This is a genomic window from Streptosporangium vulgare, from assembly GCF_042428775.1.
GTDB classification, from domain to species: Bacteria; Actinomycetota; Actinomycetes; order Streptosporangiales; family Streptosporangiaceae; genus Streptosporangium; species Streptosporangium vulgare.
On the sequence record NZ_JBHMBS010000002.1, the window covers coordinates 191,602 to 207,337 of the forward strand.

General features: G+C 70.9%; 13 protein-coding genes and 1 pseudogene. 1 reads left to right on the forward strand and 13 read right to left on the reverse strand.

The window, feature by feature from the left end; translation table 11 throughout:
• Positions 1-87: 87 nt before the first annotated feature.
• From ACFFRH_RS04845 to ACFFRH_RS04880, 8 genes are all read right to left on the reverse strand, one after another.
• Positions 88-981, reverse strand: a complete 894-nt coding sequence (locus tag ACFFRH_RS04845; RefSeq protein ID WP_344747294.1) for a glycosyltransferase family 2 protein — start codon at positions 979-981, stop codon at positions 88-90.
• A 120-nt stretch (positions 982-1,101) separates the two neighbouring features.
• On the reverse strand, positions 1,102-2,853 hold the full coding sequence (locus ACFFRH_RS04850; RefSeq protein ID WP_344747295.1) for a lipopolysaccharide biosynthesis protein: 1,752 nt from the start codon (positions 2,851-2,853) through the stop codon (positions 1,102-1,104).
• Between the two features lie 46 nt (positions 2,854-2,899).
• A complete protein-coding gene (locus tag ACFFRH_RS04855) occupies positions 2,900-3,940 on the reverse strand; it encodes a hypothetical protein (RefSeq protein WP_344747296.1) in 1,041 nt (346 codons plus the stop codon).
• Positions 3,937-5,199, reverse strand: coding sequence for a DUF4910 domain-containing protein (locus ACFFRH_RS04860; RefSeq protein WP_344747297.1), 1,263 nt, complete (start codon positions 5,197-5,199; stop codon positions 3,937-3,939). The genes ACFFRH_RS04855 and ACFFRH_RS04860 overlap by 4 nt, the downstream gene beginning before the upstream one ends.
• Positions 5,200-5,350: 151 nt before the next feature.
• On the reverse strand, positions 5,351-6,391 hold the full coding sequence (locus tag ACFFRH_RS04865) for an NAD-dependent epimerase/dehydratase family protein (RefSeq protein ID WP_386154505.1): 1,041 nt from the start codon (positions 6,389-6,391) through the stop codon (positions 5,351-5,353).
• Positions 6,392-6,396: 5 nt separating this feature from the next.
• Complete coding sequence (locus ACFFRH_RS04870; RefSeq protein ID WP_386154508.1) at positions 6,397-7,047, reverse strand: PIG-L deacetylase family protein; 651 nt, start codon at positions 7,045-7,047, stop codon at positions 6,397-6,399.
• Entirely contained in the window at positions 7,044-7,901 is an 858-nt protein-coding gene (locus tag ACFFRH_RS04875) for a sugar phosphate nucleotidyltransferase (RefSeq protein WP_386154511.1), read from the reverse strand. Before ACFFRH_RS04875 ends, ACFFRH_RS04870 begins: the two co-directional genes overlap by 4 nt.
• Entirely contained in the window at positions 7,898-9,160 is a 1,263-nt protein-coding gene (locus tag ACFFRH_RS04880; RefSeq protein WP_386154514.1) for a class I SAM-dependent methyltransferase, read from the reverse strand. Before ACFFRH_RS04880 ends, ACFFRH_RS04875 begins: the two co-directional genes overlap by 4 nt.
• Positions 9,161-9,282: 122 nt before the next feature.
• Here ACFFRH_RS04880 and ACFFRH_RS04885 point away from each other — a divergent pair.
• Positions 9,283-10,487, forward strand: a pseudogene (locus ACFFRH_RS04885) (RNA-guided endonuclease InsQ/TnpB family protein); the annotation flags it as partial.
• Between the two features lie 113 nt (positions 10,488-10,600).
• On the opposite strand, the gene rfbD reads toward ACFFRH_RS04885, so the two are convergent.
• The 5 genes from rfbD to ACFFRH_RS04910 form a co-directional block, all read right to left on the reverse strand.
• Positions 10,601-11,446, reverse strand: coding sequence for a dTDP-4-dehydrorhamnose reductase (gene rfbD, locus ACFFRH_RS04890; RefSeq protein ID WP_386154517.1), 846 nt, complete (start codon positions 11,444-11,446; stop codon positions 10,601-10,603).
• A gap of 8 nt (positions 11,447-11,454) precedes the next feature.
• Complete coding sequence (gene rfbB, locus ACFFRH_RS04895; RefSeq protein WP_386154519.1) at positions 11,455-12,603, reverse strand: dTDP-glucose 4,6-dehydratase; 1,149 nt, start codon at positions 12,601-12,603, stop codon at positions 11,455-11,457.
• Positions 12,600-13,667 (reverse strand): glucose-1-phosphate thymidylyltransferase, encoded by a 1,068-nt coding sequence (locus ACFFRH_RS04900; RefSeq protein ID WP_386154521.1) that lies wholly within the window; start codon positions 13,665-13,667, stop codon positions 12,600-12,602. Before ACFFRH_RS04900 ends, rfbB begins: the two co-directional genes overlap by 4 nt.
• Complete coding sequence (locus ACFFRH_RS04905) at positions 13,667-15,121, reverse strand: sugar transferase (protein ID WP_386154524.1); 1,455 nt, start codon at positions 15,119-15,121, stop codon at positions 13,667-13,669. Before ACFFRH_RS04905 ends, ACFFRH_RS04900 begins: the two co-directional genes overlap by 1 nt.
• 243 nt (positions 15,122-15,364) lie before the next feature.
• Positions 15,365-15,715 carry a hypothetical protein gene (locus ACFFRH_RS04910; protein ID WP_386154527.1) on the reverse strand — a complete coding sequence of 117 codons (351 nt, stop codon included), beginning with the start codon at positions 15,713-15,715 and terminating at the stop codon, positions 15,365-15,367.
• Positions 15,716-15,736: the final 21 nt, after the last annotated feature.

Sequence of the window (15,736 nt, forward strand, 5' to 3'; positions counted from 1 at the left end):
GGAGTCACTGGTCTGGTCTGGAATCACCGGTCTGGGATCACCGGGGTGGAATCACCGGTCCGGGGTCACCGGGGCGGACGGCATCTCTCACCGCCCGCCGGGGACGAGCCCGGAGGCGATCAGGGCGAGCCTGCGGCCCCGGCGGGCCGCGGTGAGCCGCTGGCGGCGCGCGTACATGCCGAGGACGGCCGCGCGGGCGCGGCGACGCTGGTCGGGGGTGAGGTCGGCCTGCCGCAGCCAGCGGAACAGCTCCGCGCACTGCAGGACGCCGGCGCAGCGGGCCCGCCAGGGCGGCACGTCGAGGCGGCGGGCGATCGCGGACAGGGTGTCGTGCTTCCAGTTGCGGTGGGCGAGGACCTCGGGGACGTGTCCCCACGGCCCGGCCAGCGCGAGCTTCGCCGCGAACACCTCGTCCTCGCGCAGCATGTTGCGCCGGGGGATCGCCGCCAGGGGGTCGCGCCGCAGCGTGCCGTACAGCGGGTCGATGAGCAGGTGGCTCTCGTTGAGCAGCCGCAGCATCTCGGCGAACCGCTCGACCGGGTCGTCCGAGGACAGCCCGGAGCCGTCGAGGGGAGCGGTGGTGACGGTTCCGTCGGGTCCGGTGTAGGCGACCTGCGTGGTGACCAGGACGAGCCGGTCGTCCTCCGCGAACGCCTGGAGGGACCGGGAGACGCACGCGGGCTCCAGCCGGTCGTCGTCGCCGACCCAGCGGAAGAACGTGCCCGCGACCAGCTCGGTCGTACGAACGAAGTTGTCGAACAGGCCCACGTTCTCGGGGTGCCTGCGGTAGACGATCCGGCGGTCGGTCGCGGCCAGGTCGCGGCAGATCTCCTCGGTGCCGTCCGTGGACGCGTTGTCGGAGATCACCAGCTGGAGGCGCTCGTGGTCCTGGCCGAGCACCGAACGGACCGCGCCCTCGATCCGCCCGGCCCCGTTGCGCACGGGAAGCACGATGGACACCAGCGTGTCGGAGTTCTCCATCCGGTCTCTCCTCTCGTGAATCTCGTGAATCTCGTGGGCTTGCAGGTCTTGCAGGTCTCGTAGGTCTTGCGGGGCTTGCGGGGCTCGTGGATCTCGCAGGTTTCGCGGAGCCGTGGACGGTCAGCGGGCGCGGGCGGGGATCGCCCGCGCGCCGAGCTGTCTGAGCCGCGCCGCGGGTACGGCGACCAGGAGGTACGCGAGCAGTCCCCCACCACCGGCCACGCAGAGCCGGACGAGCGCGGAGCCCGCGGTCACCCCACCCGTGTCCCCGCCCGTGAGCCCGCCCATCAGGGAGCTCGTCAGGTCGGCGAGCGCCACCGTGACGGCCGCCGCGACCACGGCGCCCAGCGACGGGCGTACGAGGGCGGGCAGGACGGGTGCCAGGCGGACCCCCGCCCGGCTCAGCGCCAGGGCCGCCACCGGCAGGGCGACCAGGACACCGGCCAGCGCGTGCCCGATCGCCGCGCCGCGGATGCCGTACCAGTGCGTGCCCGCCCACAGCGCGGGCACCAGCGCCACGGCCCAGCCGAGGTTCATCCACACGGTGGACCTGGTGGCACCCGCCGAGGTGAGGATGTCGAAGGCGAGGGAGGTGAGCATCCGCACGACCATCAGGACCGCGAGCAGCGCCAGGACCCCGGCGGCCGGGGCCCACTTCTCCCCGTAGAGGAACGCCACGATCGCCGGGGCCAGCGTGGCCGTCACCACGGCGACCGGCAGGACGAACGCGACCAGCAACGGCACCGAGCGCTGCACCCCCAGCGACAGCGACTCCGGCCGCTGCTCGGCGAGCCGCGAGAAGCTGGGCACGGTGACGTACCGCAGGGCGGTGCCGATCACGCTGGGCACCCAGCTGGAGACGTTGAACGCCAGCAGGTAGAACCCGAGGGCGACGGGACCGAGCACGGCGCCGACGATGACGTAGTCGGCGTTCATCAGCACCGCCTCGATGCCGAGCCCCAGGGCCAGCGGCGCCCCGAACCGCAGGAGCCGCGCCGCCACCTCACGGTCGAAGCCGAGCTGGAACGGCAGCCCGGCCCAGGCGAACACCAGCGCGCCGGTGACCGTGTTGGCCGCCACCTGGCCGACGGCGAAGCTGTAGGCACCGGCGCCGTTCGCGGCGAGGGTGACGGCCACCCCGGCGTTGACCAGCGAGCCCGCGATGTTGGCCTTGGTGAGCCTGTCGTGCCCGAACCCGCGCATCAGCGAACCGGCCCGCACGGCGGTGACGCCGTCGATGAGGATGATCGCGGTGAGCAGCCGGACCACCGGGGTGGCCTCCACGCTTCCGGCCAGCTCCGCGAAGTACGGGGCCACCACCCAGAAGATCCCGTACATCCCGGTGCTGAACGCCACGGCCATCACCGTCGCCGTCGGCGCCATCTCCTCGACCCTGCCCCGCCACTGCACGGTGGCGGCGATGATGCCGACGTCGTTGACGTGCATGACGAAGGTGGTCGCGGCGAGCGCGATGGCGTAGAGGCCGAAGTCCTCCGGTACGAGCAGCCGGGCGAGCACCAGTCCCATGACGAAGGTGGTCGCCTTCGTCCCCAGGTTGCCCAGGAGACTCCAGCGCAGCCCGCGACCGGCCTTCCTGCCGATCGACCCGACCTGCTCACCGGCCGTGCCGGTCCCGTCGGTTCCGTCGATCCCGTCGATCCCGTCGATCCCGTCGGTTCCGTCGGTTCCGTCGGCCGTGCCGGTCCCGCTGGGTCCGCCGGGCTCGCCGACGGCGCCCGTCCCGCCGCGGTCACCGTGGTCACCGTGAGCCGTGTGATCGCGGTGATCATGGTGACCGCGATGACCGGTGTGATCGATGTGATCACCGGCGTCCGCGCCCTGTTCCCGGTCCGGCCGGTTGCGCTGCTCCATGCCTACCTTCCACCCGTCTCGCCGCCTGGTTCGTGGGACGGCCCGCTCAGCAGGGCTCCTCGACGCGTTCGAGCCAGATCTCCCGCCAGAACGGCACGAACTCGCGCGGGCAGCTGACGTTGTACGCGCCCGCGCAGACGACGCCCTCCAGGACGATGCAGGGGTTCTTCATCCGCAGCATCCGGCCGGTCTTCTCGTCCAGGCACCTCTCCACACGGGCGCTCACCCGCGCGACGTGACCGCAGTAGCGCGACATCTCCTCCTCGAACCCCATGCCGCGGTTGAGCAGGCCGTCGTTGAGCGTCTTGAGGATCTCCTCCTTGGACTTGACCCTGACCAGCTCTCCCGGCCGCAGGTCCAGGGTGAGCGTCGGGGTGGTCGGCCCGGCCTCACCCTTGACGAACCCCCAGCGCATCCCGCCCCTGATCCACAGCCGCCTGGGCAGGAGGCGCTTGCTGACCTGCTGGAAGCGGTTGAACAGCCCGACGAGGAACGAGCGCAGCATCCAGGTCACGCCCACGTTCCCGGTGCGCACGTCGGCGACGTACTGCCCGACGTCCTTGAACGGCAGGCAGGTGGGCGCCGCGCGCAGCAGCTCGGTCGCCTGGCAGGAGAAGCGCTCCTCCCCGTCGGGGCCGGGCTCCTTCCTGGTGGCGGCCTGCAGGATCGGCAGCAGCGGCCTGCCCGCGGCGAGACCGTTCCCCGGGGCGGCCGCGACGGGGGAAGGGGGGGAGTCCGGGTCCACCCGCTTGAGCCAGGACTCCTTCCAGTAGAACTGGCAGGCCGTCTGGCAGCCGCCGTGCGCCTGCCCGTCGCAACGGGCCCCGGTCAGGTGGACGGCGCGCTCCATCCGCCGCATGCCGCTGCTGCTGATCGTGTCGCAGAGCTTGTGCGCCACCTTGTGCACCGTGAGCCGACGCCCGCAGAAGGCCAGCATCTCCGGCATGAACGGCAGCTCGTCCAGCTCCCCCCTGCCGTCCAGCGTGGCCATGATCTCGGCCTCGCTGAGCACCTCCACCGTCTCGCCGACCCGGAGGTTGAGCGCCTCACCCGCCCGGGAGCCCGTCACGACCTGGAACCGCGTCACAGCGAACACTCCTTGAGAAGTCCCGAACCGCGAAGGGCCCGTGCCGCCTCCGCCACGGCACCGAAGGGAAGATCGGACCGTTCGGCGATGTCCAGGAGGCTGTGCCTCCCGTCGGAGAGGTTCAGCACCCACAACATCGCCATCTGGGCTTCCTTCGTGTCGCTGCGCCCGCCCAGCGACCCGTACAGACCCCGCCTGCCCAGCTGCGGTTCCCCGTACGGGCTGAGGTTGAGGTAGGCGCGGTTGTCCTCCAGCACCCGGGTGACCTCCCAGCAGGTCTCCAGGGTGTCGGCCATCGCCCCGGGGGAGACGAAGTCCGGGTCGTCGGCGGAGGTGTGGTACTCGGGGTAGCCCGCGTACGGGGTCCTGGTGAGCGAGCCGACGGGCAGGTCGAAGCCGGGCGAGCAGAACTGCCGCTCGTCGTAGCCGTACGGGGAGAAGTCCACGACCGTGTGGGCGCGCCCCGAAGTCCGCAGGACGTGCCGCACGGCCCTGTCGATCTCGGCGTCGCCCCGCCTGCTGCGCTTGTACGTCAGCGGGCCGCGGTCTCCCGCGCAGGCCAGCACCAGGCCGTGTTTGATCCGCCCCGCGCGCTCCCGGTTGCGCGCCAGCCAGGTGATCGCGCCGATGGTGCCCGGCGCGAACAGGAAGCGGTAGGTGTACCACGGGTCGGCCCCGGCCAGCCGCCGGGCGAGCCGGACCGCCACCGCGACGCCCGCCAGGTTGTCGTTCGCCAGCGAGGGATGGCACACGTGGCAGGAGACGAGCACCTCCTCGGCGACCCTGCCGGGCACCACGTGCTCGCCGTAGGTCAGGTGCCCGTCGGCGAGCGTGGAGTCGATCATGACCTCGTACGGCCCGTCGGGGAGACCCTCCAGGGTGTCGTGGGCGAGGCAGAAGCCCCACGTCTCCGCGTAGTAGCTCGTGCGGTACGGGACCAGGGCGGGCTGCTCGGGGAGCGTGTGCAGGTGAGGCCGCAGCTCGTCCAGGGTCATGGTGGCCGACACCGGGACGCTGTAGCCGACCACGTGCAGGTTCGACGCGGCGAAGTCGACGACCCTGTTCCCCGAGGCGTCCTTGACGTAGGCGTCGCGGATGTTCCACTCCCTGGGCACCGTCCAGTCGAGGACCTGGGTGCCCGTCGGCACCTCGCGGACCTGCAGCCTGAGGGACTCCCCGATGATCTCCAGGGTGCGGCGCACGCCGTCGCCGGTGATGCTCCTGCAGAGCGGGTAGAGCCGTGCCACGAGGTCACGCATCTCGCGCCCCTCGCCACCGCCCTCCGCCTCCGGCGCCGCGTCACCGATCACCGCTCCCGGCGCCCCGCTCGTCGCCTCCGGCGCCCCGCCACCGGTGTCATCCGTGCCACCTGTGGCACCCGTAGCACCTGTGGCGCCCGTGCCGCCGATGTCACCCGTCACCGTTCACCGCCCCGCGTGGTCTCAGCGCCCCGTCGACGGTCCCGGCCTCGCGGCGGGCCGACAGCCACGCCAGCCTGGTGAAGTGGCGCCGGAAGCCGTCCTCGGTCAGGCCGAACCGCCCGTACGCCTCGGCCAGCTCGACCGCGCCCGCCTTCACCGTCCACAGCGCCCGGTAGCCGGGGAGCGCGTCCCGGATCCGGGAGAAGTCGACCCGGTAGGAACGCGGGTCGGCCCCGGTCTCCCCGGTGATCACGACCCGGGAGCCGGGCACCGCCTCGGCGACCTCGGCGGCGATCTCCGCCACCGTCACGTTGTTCTCCTCGGTGCCGACGTTGAACGCCCTGGCGTGGACCGCGTCGCGCGGGGCGGTCAGCGCCATGGCGAAGGCGTTCGCGATGTCGGCGGCGTGCACCAGCGGGCGCCACGGGGTGCCGTCGGACAGCACCCTGACCTCCCCGGACAGGAGCGCGTGCCCGACGAGGTTGTTCAGCACGATGTCCGCGCGCAGCCTGGGCGAGAACCCGAACGCGGTGGCGTTGCGCAGGAACACCGGGCTGAAGTCGTCGTCGGCCAGCTTGATCAGGTCGTTCTCCACCCGGACCTTGGAGTCGGCGTACGGGGTGACCGGACGCAGCGGCGCGTCCTCGTCGACCAGGTCCGAGCCGGAGGCGCCGTAGACCGAGCAGGTGGAGGCGTACAGGAAGCGGCGCACGCCCGCGTCGCGCGCCAGCCGGGCCAGCCGCACCGCGGCGCGGTGGTTGATGTCGTAGGTCAGCTCGGGCGCGAGCGCGCCCAGCGGGTCGTTGGACAGCGCGGCGAGGTGCACCACCGCGTCCACCCCCGCCAGCGCCTCGGGGGTGACGTCCCGCAGGTCGACGGTGTGTCCGGGCGGGTCGTCGGGCGCGGGGCCCAGCAGGCACCCGGCGAAGAGCCCGGAGTCGAGCCCGGTCACCTCGTGACCCTCGGCGGCGAGCACCGGGGCCATCACACTCCCCAGGTAGCCCTGGTGCCCGGTCAGCAGCACGCGCATCCGGTTCAGCCTCCAGCCAGATCGAAGGTGAGCTTGTTGACGTGGAACGCCTCGGCGTAGCGGGCGTGGCACTCGATCCCGCGGATGCGGGCCAGCCCCAGGAACGCCTCGCGGTCGTACCAGGAGCGGTGGCGCTGCGAGGGGTAGTGGCGGTGCAGCAGGCCCACCTTCGCCTCGGCGATCTCCGGGGTGAGCGGCTGGTAGGCCATGGGCCGCCCGAGGTCGCCGTCCCATTTGGCGATCTCGTAGCCGAGCACCTGGTGGTCACGGAAGGCCGTGGGCACCAGCCTGGCCAGGCCCCGGTGGTCCTGGTGGGCGTCGGCGGGGTTCGGCGCGAACAACAGGTCGGGGTCGGTGCGCGCCCGCAGCTCCTCCACCGCCTCCTTCGCCTCCTCCCAGCGCGCGGGCAGCCGCCCGTCGGGCAGTTTGAGCACGGTGAGCCGCAGGTCGGCGCCGGGACAGAACGCGGCCAGCGCGGCGCGCTCCTCGTCCTCCCGCTCGGTCCCGCCTCCGGAGAGCACCAGGGCGTCCACCTGGACGCCGGGGCGCGCGGAGCAAACGGTGAGCAGGCTGCCGCCCGCCCCGATGGCGAGGTCGTCGCAGTGCGCGGCGAGCAGCGCGATCCGGCCCGTCCTGGCCGGCCGGAACCTGATCACGTGGCCGTCACCGCCGCGGGCCCTGCCCCGAGCGCCACCACGGGCTCGTACGCGGGCGCCTGACCGGGTACCGGCGCCCGCTCGCGCTCCCACAGCGCCCAGGGGCGGTCGCCGCGCGAGTAGGCCTCGTCCAGGGCCACCCGCTCCTTGACCGTGTCGGTCGGCCGCCAGTAGCCGCGGTGCGGGTAGGCGAGCAGCCTGCCGCGCTTGGCCAGTTCGGCGCAGCCGTCCGCGACCAGGTCGCCGCCCTCCGGGATGTGGTCGAAGATCTCCTGGCGGAGCACGAAGTAGCCGCCGTTGACCCAGAGCGGCATCTCGCTGACCGGGGTGATCCCGCCGACCGTGCCGCGCTCCCCCAGCTCGATGCAGTGGAAGGTGTCGGCGGGCGGCACCACCATCATCGACGCGGCCGCGCCCGACCGGGTGAAGCGGTCGACGATCTCCGGCAGCGGCGCGTCGGTGAGCACGTCGGCGTAGTTGGCCAGGAACATCTCCTCGCCGTCCAGGTGGTCGCGGACCCGGCGCAGCCGCTCGCCGATCGGCGACGCGATCCCGGTCTGCACGAACGAGATCGACCAGTCGGAGATGTCGGTGGACAGCAGCTCGATCCTGCCCCCGCGCAGCACGAAGTCGTTGGACGTCGTCTCCTGGTAGTTCAGGAAGAAGTCCTTGATGTGGTGCGCGCCGTACCCCAGGCAGAGGATGAACTCCGTGTGCCCGAAGTGCGCGTAGTAGCGCATCACATGCCAGATGAGCGGCCGGGGCCCCACGAGCTGCATGGGCTTGGGCGCGTCGCCGGGGGTGCCGGTGCGCATCCTGGTGCCGTATCCGCCGCAGAAGAGGACGACCTTCACGGGTTCACCTCGACGATCTCCAGGTTGGGGATGGGGAAGACCAGCCGGCCTCCCCAGGCGTGCACGAAGGACAGCTGGCCGACGAGTTCCTCGCGGAGGTTCCACGGCAGGACCAGCACGTAGTCGGGCCGCTCCTCGGCGAGCCGCTCGGGCGGCAGGATCGGCACCCGCGTGCCCGGGGTGAACCTGCCGTGCTTGTACGGGTTGCGGTCGACCGTGAAGGGGAGCAGGTCGGGCCGGATGCCGCAGTGGTTGAGCAGGGTGTTCCCCTTGCCCGGCGCCCCGTAGCCCGCGACGGTCCTGCCCTCGCGGGCGGCGTCGAGCAGGAAGCCCAGCAGGTCGCGCCGCACCCGTGCCACCCGCTCGCCGAACTCGGCGTACCCGGACAGCTCGTGCAGACCGGCCGCCTTCTCGGCCGCGAGCAGCGCGGCCACCCGCCCGCCCCGCTCACCCTGCCCGCCCGGCTCACCCTGCTCGTTCACGGCCTCCAGCGGCCTGGCCCACAGGCGGATCGAGCCGCCGTGCGTGGGCAGCGACTCGACGTCCACGAGAGCGAGCCCGCCGGTGGCGAGGGCGCGCTGGGCGGAAGCGACCGTGTAGTACTGGAAGTGCTCGTGGTAGATCGTGTCGTACTGGTTACGCTCCATCAGGGTGAGCAGGTGCTGGACCTCGATGGAGACCCAGCCGTCGTCGGCCACCAGGGCGCGCAGCCCCCGGGTGAACCCGACGACGTCCGGGATGTGGGCGTAGACGTTGTTGGCCACCACCAGGTCGGCGGGCCCGTGCTCCGCGCGGACCGAGGCGCCGGTCTCCGGGTCGAGGAACGCCGTGAGGGTCGGCACCCCGGCCTCCGTGGCCGCCCGGCCGACGTTCTCCGACGGCTCGACGCCCAGGCACCGGATGCCCCGCTCGACGACGTGCCGCAGCAGGTACCCGTCGTTGCTCGCCACCTCGACCACGAACGACCCGGCCCCCAGCCCGAGCCGGTCGGCCGCCCCGTCCACGAACCTCCGCGCGTGCTCCACCCACGAGGTGGAGTACGAGGAGAAGTAGGCGTACTCGGTGAAGGTCTCCTCAGGCGTGATCATCGGCGGGATCTGCGCCAGCCAGCAGCCGGTGCAGACCCGCAGGTGCAGCGGGTAGGTGACCTCGGGCTCCTCCAGCTGCCGCTCGGTGAGGAACCGCTCGCAGGGCGGGGTCGCCCCGAGGTCGACGACGCTGGCGAGGCTCGTCGAGCCGCACAGCCTGCAGGTTGTCATCAAATACCTCCAGCGTGGATACTCCGGCCTTCAGGCCGGAGAGGAAACGCGGCACCATGCGGCACGAAGCTGGAATCGAACACACGTCCACTGTTAGCTGATCTTGCGTTAGAATGTGAGACATGGCGCAGACCGTGAAGCGGGCGTTCAAGTTCCGCTTCTACCCGACCCCTGAACAGGCCGAAGAGCTTGCCCGGACGTTTGGCTGCGTGCGCCTCGTCTACAACAAAGCCCTCGAAGAACGCACCCGCGCCTACACGCTGCAAGGCCACAAGACCTCCTACGTGCAATCGTCGGCCGCGCTCACGGAGTGGAAGAAAACCGACGACCTCGCGTTCTTGAACGAGGTCTCCTCGGTGCCGCTTCAGCAGGCATTGCGCCACCTTCAGACGGCGTTCACGAACTTCTTCGCCAAACGCGCGAAGTACCCGGCCTTCAAGTCCCGCAAGAAGTCCCGATTGTCGGCCGAGTACACCCGCTCCGCGTTCAAATACCGGAACGGTCAGCTCACCCTGGCGAAGTTGGACGGTCCGCTGAACGTCGTGTGGTCGCGTCCGCTGCCTGAAGGGGCCGAGCCGTCCACGGTGACGGTGTCGAAGGACGCGGCGGGCCGCTGGTTCGTCTCCATCCTGTGCCAAGACACCATCCGGCCGCTTGACCCGACGGCCAATGCGGCCGGGGTGGACGCGGGTGTCACGGCGTTGGCGACGCTCTCCACCGGAGAGAAGATCGTCAACCCCAAGTATGAGCGGGCCGACCGCAAGAAGCTCGCCAAGGCCCAGCGGAACCTCTCCCGCAAAGAGAAGGGGTCGGCGAACCGGGCCAAGGCGAAACTCGCCCTCGCCCGCGTCTATGCCCGCATCACCGACCGTCGCCGAGACCATCTGCACAAGGTCACCACTCGTCTCGTCCGTGAGAACCAAACGGTCGTGATCGAAGACCTCACCGTGCGCAACATGGTGAAAAACCACAGCCTGGCCCGTGCCGTCTCCGACGCCTCCTGGCGGGAAATGCGGTCCATGCTGGAGTACAAAGCAGCCTGGTATGGGCGGGAGCTGCTGGTCGTGGATCGGTTCTTCCCCTCGTCCAAACTGTGTTCGGCGTGCGGCACCCTCCAGCGGTCCATGCCGCTGGACGTCCGCGATTGGGTGTGCGCTTGCGGCACGGCCCATGACCGGGACATCAACGCCGCGAAGAACATCCTCGCCGCCGGGCTGGCGGAGAGGTAAAACGCCTGTGGAGCCGGTGTAAGACCTCAAAGGGGAATCCTCCTGGCGGGCAACTGGCGGTGAAGCAGGAACCCTCACGGGTGACCGTGGGGAATCCCCTCCCTTCGGGGAGGGGAGGAGGTCAAGAATGCGCTCCCTCGCCGCGTGACGCGGTACGACGGTTCTCCGACTGGGTCGTTCTCGTGCCCGGCCCTCGACACGGACGCCCCCGCTAGTCCGCCGCGAGCACACGGGACTCCCTCAGCGCCTCTCGCCAGTGCCGCATCGGCGGCAGCCCGGTCGCGCGCCAGCCGTCGTGCCCGAGCACGCTGTACGCGGGCCGGGGCGCCGGGCGCGGGAAGTCCTTGGAGGAGACCTCGGTCACCCGGGCGGGATCGGCGCCGAGCAGCGTGAAGACCTCCCTCGCCAGACCGCACCAGCTCGTGTGGCCGGAGTTGGTGGCGTGGTAGACGCCGGGCGGCGCCTCGCTCCCGGCCAGGTCGACGACCCTCGCCGCCAGGTCCCCGGCCCAGGTGGGCTGGCCGAACTGGTCGCCGACGACGTCGGGCGCAGCCCCCTCCCTCTCCAGGCGGGCCATCGTGCGGACGAAGTTGTGGCCGGTCGCGGCGTACAGCCAGGCGGTGCGCACCACGTAGCCGCCGCGCGGCAGCGCCTCCAGCACGGCACGCTCACCGGCGAGCTTGGTCCTGCCGTACGCGTTGACAGGGCAGGCCCGCGCGTCCTCGGGGTAGGGGTCCAGCGCGGTGCCGTCGAAGACGTAGTCGCTGGAGGGCTGGATCATCCGCGCCCCGGCGCGCCCGCACGCCTCGGCGAGCGCGCGCACCCCGGTGCCGTTGACCGCGAACGCCTCGTCCTCCCGCGTCTCCGCCTCGTCGACGGCGTTCCACGCGGCGCAGTTCACCACGACGTCGGGCCTGCGGTCCGCGACCAGGCGGTGCACCGCGGAGGTGTCGCGAAGGTCCAGCTCCCGCCTGCCGAACGCGAGGACGGGCTTCCCCTGGGCGCGCAGACGGGCCGTGAGCTCGGTCCCGAGCATGCCGGAGGCACCGATTACCATCCAGCGGATCATCCGGTCTCCCCTCCCCGCCCGTTCACCGCACCGGCCGGACCCGCCGAACCCGCCGCGTTCACCGCACCCGCCGCACCGGTCGAGTTCGCCGCGCTCGCCGCGTACGCCGTGTTCGCCGCACCGGCCGGGCCCGTCGTGGCCGGCGGGCCCGGCGGCGAGCCGTCACCCGCCCCCTCCACGGCGGCCTCCCACCAGCCGGGGTTCTCCTCGTACCAGCGGACCGTCTCCGTCAGGCCCCGCTCGAACGACACGGACGGCCGGTAGCCGAGCGCGCGGAGCCGGGAGTCGTCCAGGGAGTAACGGCGGTCGTGCCCCTTGCGGTCGGGGACGCGCTCGACCATGTCCCAACCGGCGCCGCAGGCCTCGAGGAGCCGGGTGGTGAGTTCGAGGTTGCTCAGCTCCGCCGTACCGCCGATGTGGTAGACCTCGCCGCACTCGCCGCGCTCGGCGACGAGGCGGATGCCCGCGCAGTGGTCGTCGACGTGGACCCAGTCGCGGACGTTGCCGCCGTCGCCGTAGAGCGGGACCCTGCGACCGCGCAGGAGATGGGTGACGAAGCGCGGGATCAGCTTCTCCGGATGCTGGCGAGGACCGTAGTTGTTGCCGCAGCGCGTGATGGAGACCGGCAGGCCGTGGGTGACCGCGTACGCCTGGGCGACCATGTCCCCGCTCGCCTTGGCCGCGGAGTAGGGCGAGCGCGGGCTGAGCGGCGCGCGTTCGTCCCAGGACCCCCTCTCGATCGACCCGTACACCTCGTCGGTCGAGACCTGCACCACCCGCGGGGTGTCCGCGTCCAGGCAGGCCTGCATCAGCGCCTGCGTGCCGAGGACGTTGGTCCGTACGAACTCGGCGGCGCCGTCGATCGACCGGTCGACGTGGGACTCGGCGGCGAAGTTGACGACGAGGTCGTGCCCGGGGACCAGGCCGGCCAGGAGCTCGCCGTCGCAGACGTCGCCGTGCACGAAGTCGTGGGGCGTCCCCTCCAGGTTGGCCGGGTTTCCCGCGTAGGTGAGCTTGTCGAGGACCGTCACGGCGGCCCCGCTCGCGGCGAGCACCCGGGCGAAGTGGGAGCCGATGAATCCGGCACCCCCGGTGACCAGGACCTTCGACGGGCCGGGGGGCGCCCCCCTGTCGGCTGCTGTCATGAGCTTATTTGGACCTTGCTGTGATCGCCCAGCACGAGACGGTGGGCTCTGGGGGTGGTGGGTGCGGGGGTGACCTCGACGTCGTGGCCGATGAGGGACGCCTCGATCCGCGAGACTCCGGCGATCGAGGACCTGGGCAGGACGATCGAGTACTCGATCTCGCTTCCGCTGACCGCGCAGCCCGCCGCGATCGAGGTGAAGGGGCCGATGTAGCTGTCGCGGATCCGGGCCCCGGGACCGATGATCGCGGGCCCGACGACGCGGGACCGCTCGATCTCGGCGCCCGGCTCGACGACCACCCGGCCGATCAGCTGGCTGGCCTCGTCGACCAGGCCGTCCACCCTGGGCTCCAGGGACTCCAGCACCAGCCGGTTGACCTCCAGCATGTCGGTGACGTTGCCGGTGTCCTTCCAGTAGCCGGAGATGACGGAGGACTCGACCCGCCGCCCGTCGGCGATCAGCCAGTGGACGGCGTCGGTGATCTCCAGCTCCCCCCGCCAGGAGGGCTTGAGCTCGGCCACCGCCTCGTGGATCGCGGCGGTGAACAGGTAGACGCCGACCAGGGCGAGGTCGCTCTTGGGGACGGGCGGCTTCTCCTCCAGCCCGACCACCCGGCCGGTGGCGTCGAGTTCGGCGACCCCGAACTGCCGGGGGTCCCCGACCGTGGTGAGCATGATGTGGGCGGCGGGCCGCTCGCGGGTGAAACGCTCGACGACGTCGTTGATGCCGCCGACGATGAAGTTGTCGCCGAGATACATGACGAAGTCGTCGTCGCCGAGGTAGTCGCGGGCGACGAGCACCGCGTGGGCCAGGCCCAGCGGCGCCCGCTGGCGGATGTAGGTGACCTCCAGGCCGAACGCGCGCCCGTCGCCGACGGCCGCCTCGATCTCGGCGTGCGTGTCGCCCACGACGATCCCGATCTCGCGGACGCCCGCGGCGGCGATGGCCTCCAGGCCGTAGAAGAGGACGGGCTTGTTGGCGACGGGGACGAGCTGCTTGGCGGAGGTGTGGGTGATCGGCCGCAGCCGGGTGCCCGACCCTCCGGCGAGCACGAGCGCTTTCACTAGTAGGCCCCTTCTCCGCCGGTCACGGCGCTCCAGGTCTTCCAGAGGATCTGCAGGTCCAGGAAGAGCGACCAGTTCTCGACGTATCGGAGGTCCAGGCGGACCGACTCCTCCCAGGTCAGGTCCGAGCGCCCGCTGACCTGCCACAGGCCGGTCATGCCGGGTTTCACGACCAGGCGGCGGCGCACGTCCGCGCCGTACTGCCTGACCTCGTCGGGGAGGGGCGGGCGCGGGCCGACGAGGGACATCTCCCCGCGCAGCACGTTGAGCAGCTGGGGCAGCTCGTCGATGGAGTATCGGCGCAGGAAGGCGCCCACGCGGGTGATTCTTGGATCGTTCCTAATCTTGAAGAGAACGCCGTCGAACTCGTTCTCCCGCTCCAGGTCGATCTTGAGCTGCTCCGCGTCGACCACCATCGTGCGAAATTTCACGACGTGGAACTCCATGCCTCCCTTACCGACCCTGACCTGGCGGAAGAGGGCGGGTCCCGGGCTCGTCGCGCGGATCAACGCGGCGATCACCAGCATCGGCGCGCCCAGCGTCACGAGGGCCAGAACCGCCCCCGCCCGATCGAACAGGCTCTTCGCCAGCCGCCGGGCGCCGCGGAAGTCGGGGTGCTCGACGTGCAGGAGCGGCATGCCGGCGACCGGGCTGATGCTGATGCGCGGGCCGGCCACGTCCATGAGGGCGGGTGCCACGAACAGGTCGGTGCGGGCGTCCTCCAGGCTCCAGGCGAGCCTGCGCAGCGCCACGCCGTCCAGCTCCGGGCAGGCCAGAACGGCGACGGCGTCGGCGTTGACCTCGGCCACCACCGTGGGGACGTCGGAGAAGTTGCCGAGGACCGGAACCCCGTCGACCTCCACCAGGTCGGGACCCGCGGGCAGGCACGCGGCGACGACGGTCATGCCGTGGTGCGGCTGTCTGCGCAGCTGCATCACCAGGTCGAGCACCGACTCCCGATGGCCGACGGCGACCATGTGGCGCATGTAGTCGCCGCGCGAGCGCCTGCGGTGCAGCCGCTTGCGCATCCGGTAGCGGAAGAAGAGGTTGAGGGCGAAAGCGAGCGGGAACATCGCCATGACAAAACTTCGGGCGATCGGAGTTTGCGTGACGTACGCACCGATCGCGACCGCCGCTGTCAGACCGGCGGCGCCATTGAAAACCGCCCGGAATTCGTCCGTCCCCTCGCCGTGCGTGCGCTTGCGATAGGCGCCTCCGGACGCCAGGGCGAGCGGCCAGATCAGGGCGAGACCCAGCCCGAGCAGGGCCTCCGTCTCAGGGATGAAGGCACCGAACCACAGCCGGACTCCCAGAACGATCTCGCAGGCGACCACGGAACACGCGATGTCTCCGGCAAGCAGAATACGGACATAAGAGCGCGTCCAAATGCTTGGAGCAGTGCGTGCAGGACCTTTGAGAAGCCCGACGACGAGCTCCTCGGTTTCCACTCTCATACCACCCCGTCCCCCAAGACGCCCGGACGCGATCGGATAAAGCACCGCACATCTCATTCAATGCGTGGCAGCATTCCCTTATGCATGCAGGAGCGCGGATACCCAGGGAAATCCTAGTGATCACCAATGAGTAGGGGAATACCGCTTACTGTCCACTATTGGCCGAACTAGGCAGAGATGACACCTTGACGGAACGGTCCAAACGTGTACGTTTGGTCACCGCATTTGAACGGCAATGTAAAATTAGTCGTATTCAAAATCCGGCAGAGCCGAAGGCGGTTCGGGACTGCGCCACACGACGACGTAATCGTCATGCGCGGACTCCACCGCCGCACCGAGCCGGTCGAGGTCGAAATCCGGGAGATACCGGAGACGGGCGAGGAAGGTCGCGTCGGTCGCCGAGTTGGGCACCACGCATCCCTGCCCCTGCCGGTCGAGAAGGATGTACAGGATGTCCGAGTCCGTGTCGCCCACTACGCGCACCTCGACGACGTCCTCCCACGCGAGGGCGTCAACGCTGCCGTCCGCGTAGTGACGGGTCACGCCTTCTTCGGTGACATAAACGTAGGAGTCCGGCACTGAGTTGCCGTGCATGGGCGCGATTGTGACGACTGC

Coding starts and splice junctions, on each gene's coding strand:
- ACFFRH_RS04845 (WP_344747294.1), bottom strand. CDS start 981: ATGGAGAACTCCGACACGCTGGTGTCCATCGTGCTTCCCGTGCGCAAC.
- ACFFRH_RS04850 (WP_344747295.1), bottom strand. CDS start 2,853: ATGGAGCAGCGCAACCGGCCGGACCGGGAACAGGGCGCGGACGCCGGT.
- ACFFRH_RS04860 (WP_344747297.1), bottom strand. CDS start 5,199: ATGCGTGACCTCGTGGCACGGCTCTACCCGCTCTGCAGGAGCATCACC.
- ACFFRH_RS04865 (WP_386154505.1), bottom strand. CDS start 6,391: ATGCGCGTGCTGCTGACCGGGCACCAGGGCTACCTGGGGAGTGTGATG.
- ACFFRH_RS04880 (WP_386154514.1), bottom strand. CDS start 9,160: ATGACAACCTGCAGGCTGTGCGGCTCGACGAGCCTCGCCAGCGTCGTC.
- rfbD (WP_386154517.1), bottom strand. CDS start 11,446: ATGGTAATCGGTGCCTCCGGCATGCTCGGGACCGAGCTCACGGCCCGT.
- rfbB (WP_386154519.1), bottom strand. CDS start 12,603: ATGACAGCAGCCGACAGGGGGGCGCCCCCCGGCCCGTCGAAGGTCCTG.
- ACFFRH_RS04905 (WP_386154524.1), bottom strand. CDS start 15,121: ATGAGAGTGGAAACCGAGGAGCTCGTCGTCGGGCTTCTCAAAGGTCCT.
- ACFFRH_RS04910 (WP_386154527.1), bottom strand. CDS start 15,715: ATGCACGGCAACTCAGTGCCGGACTCCTACGTTTATGTCACCGAAGAA.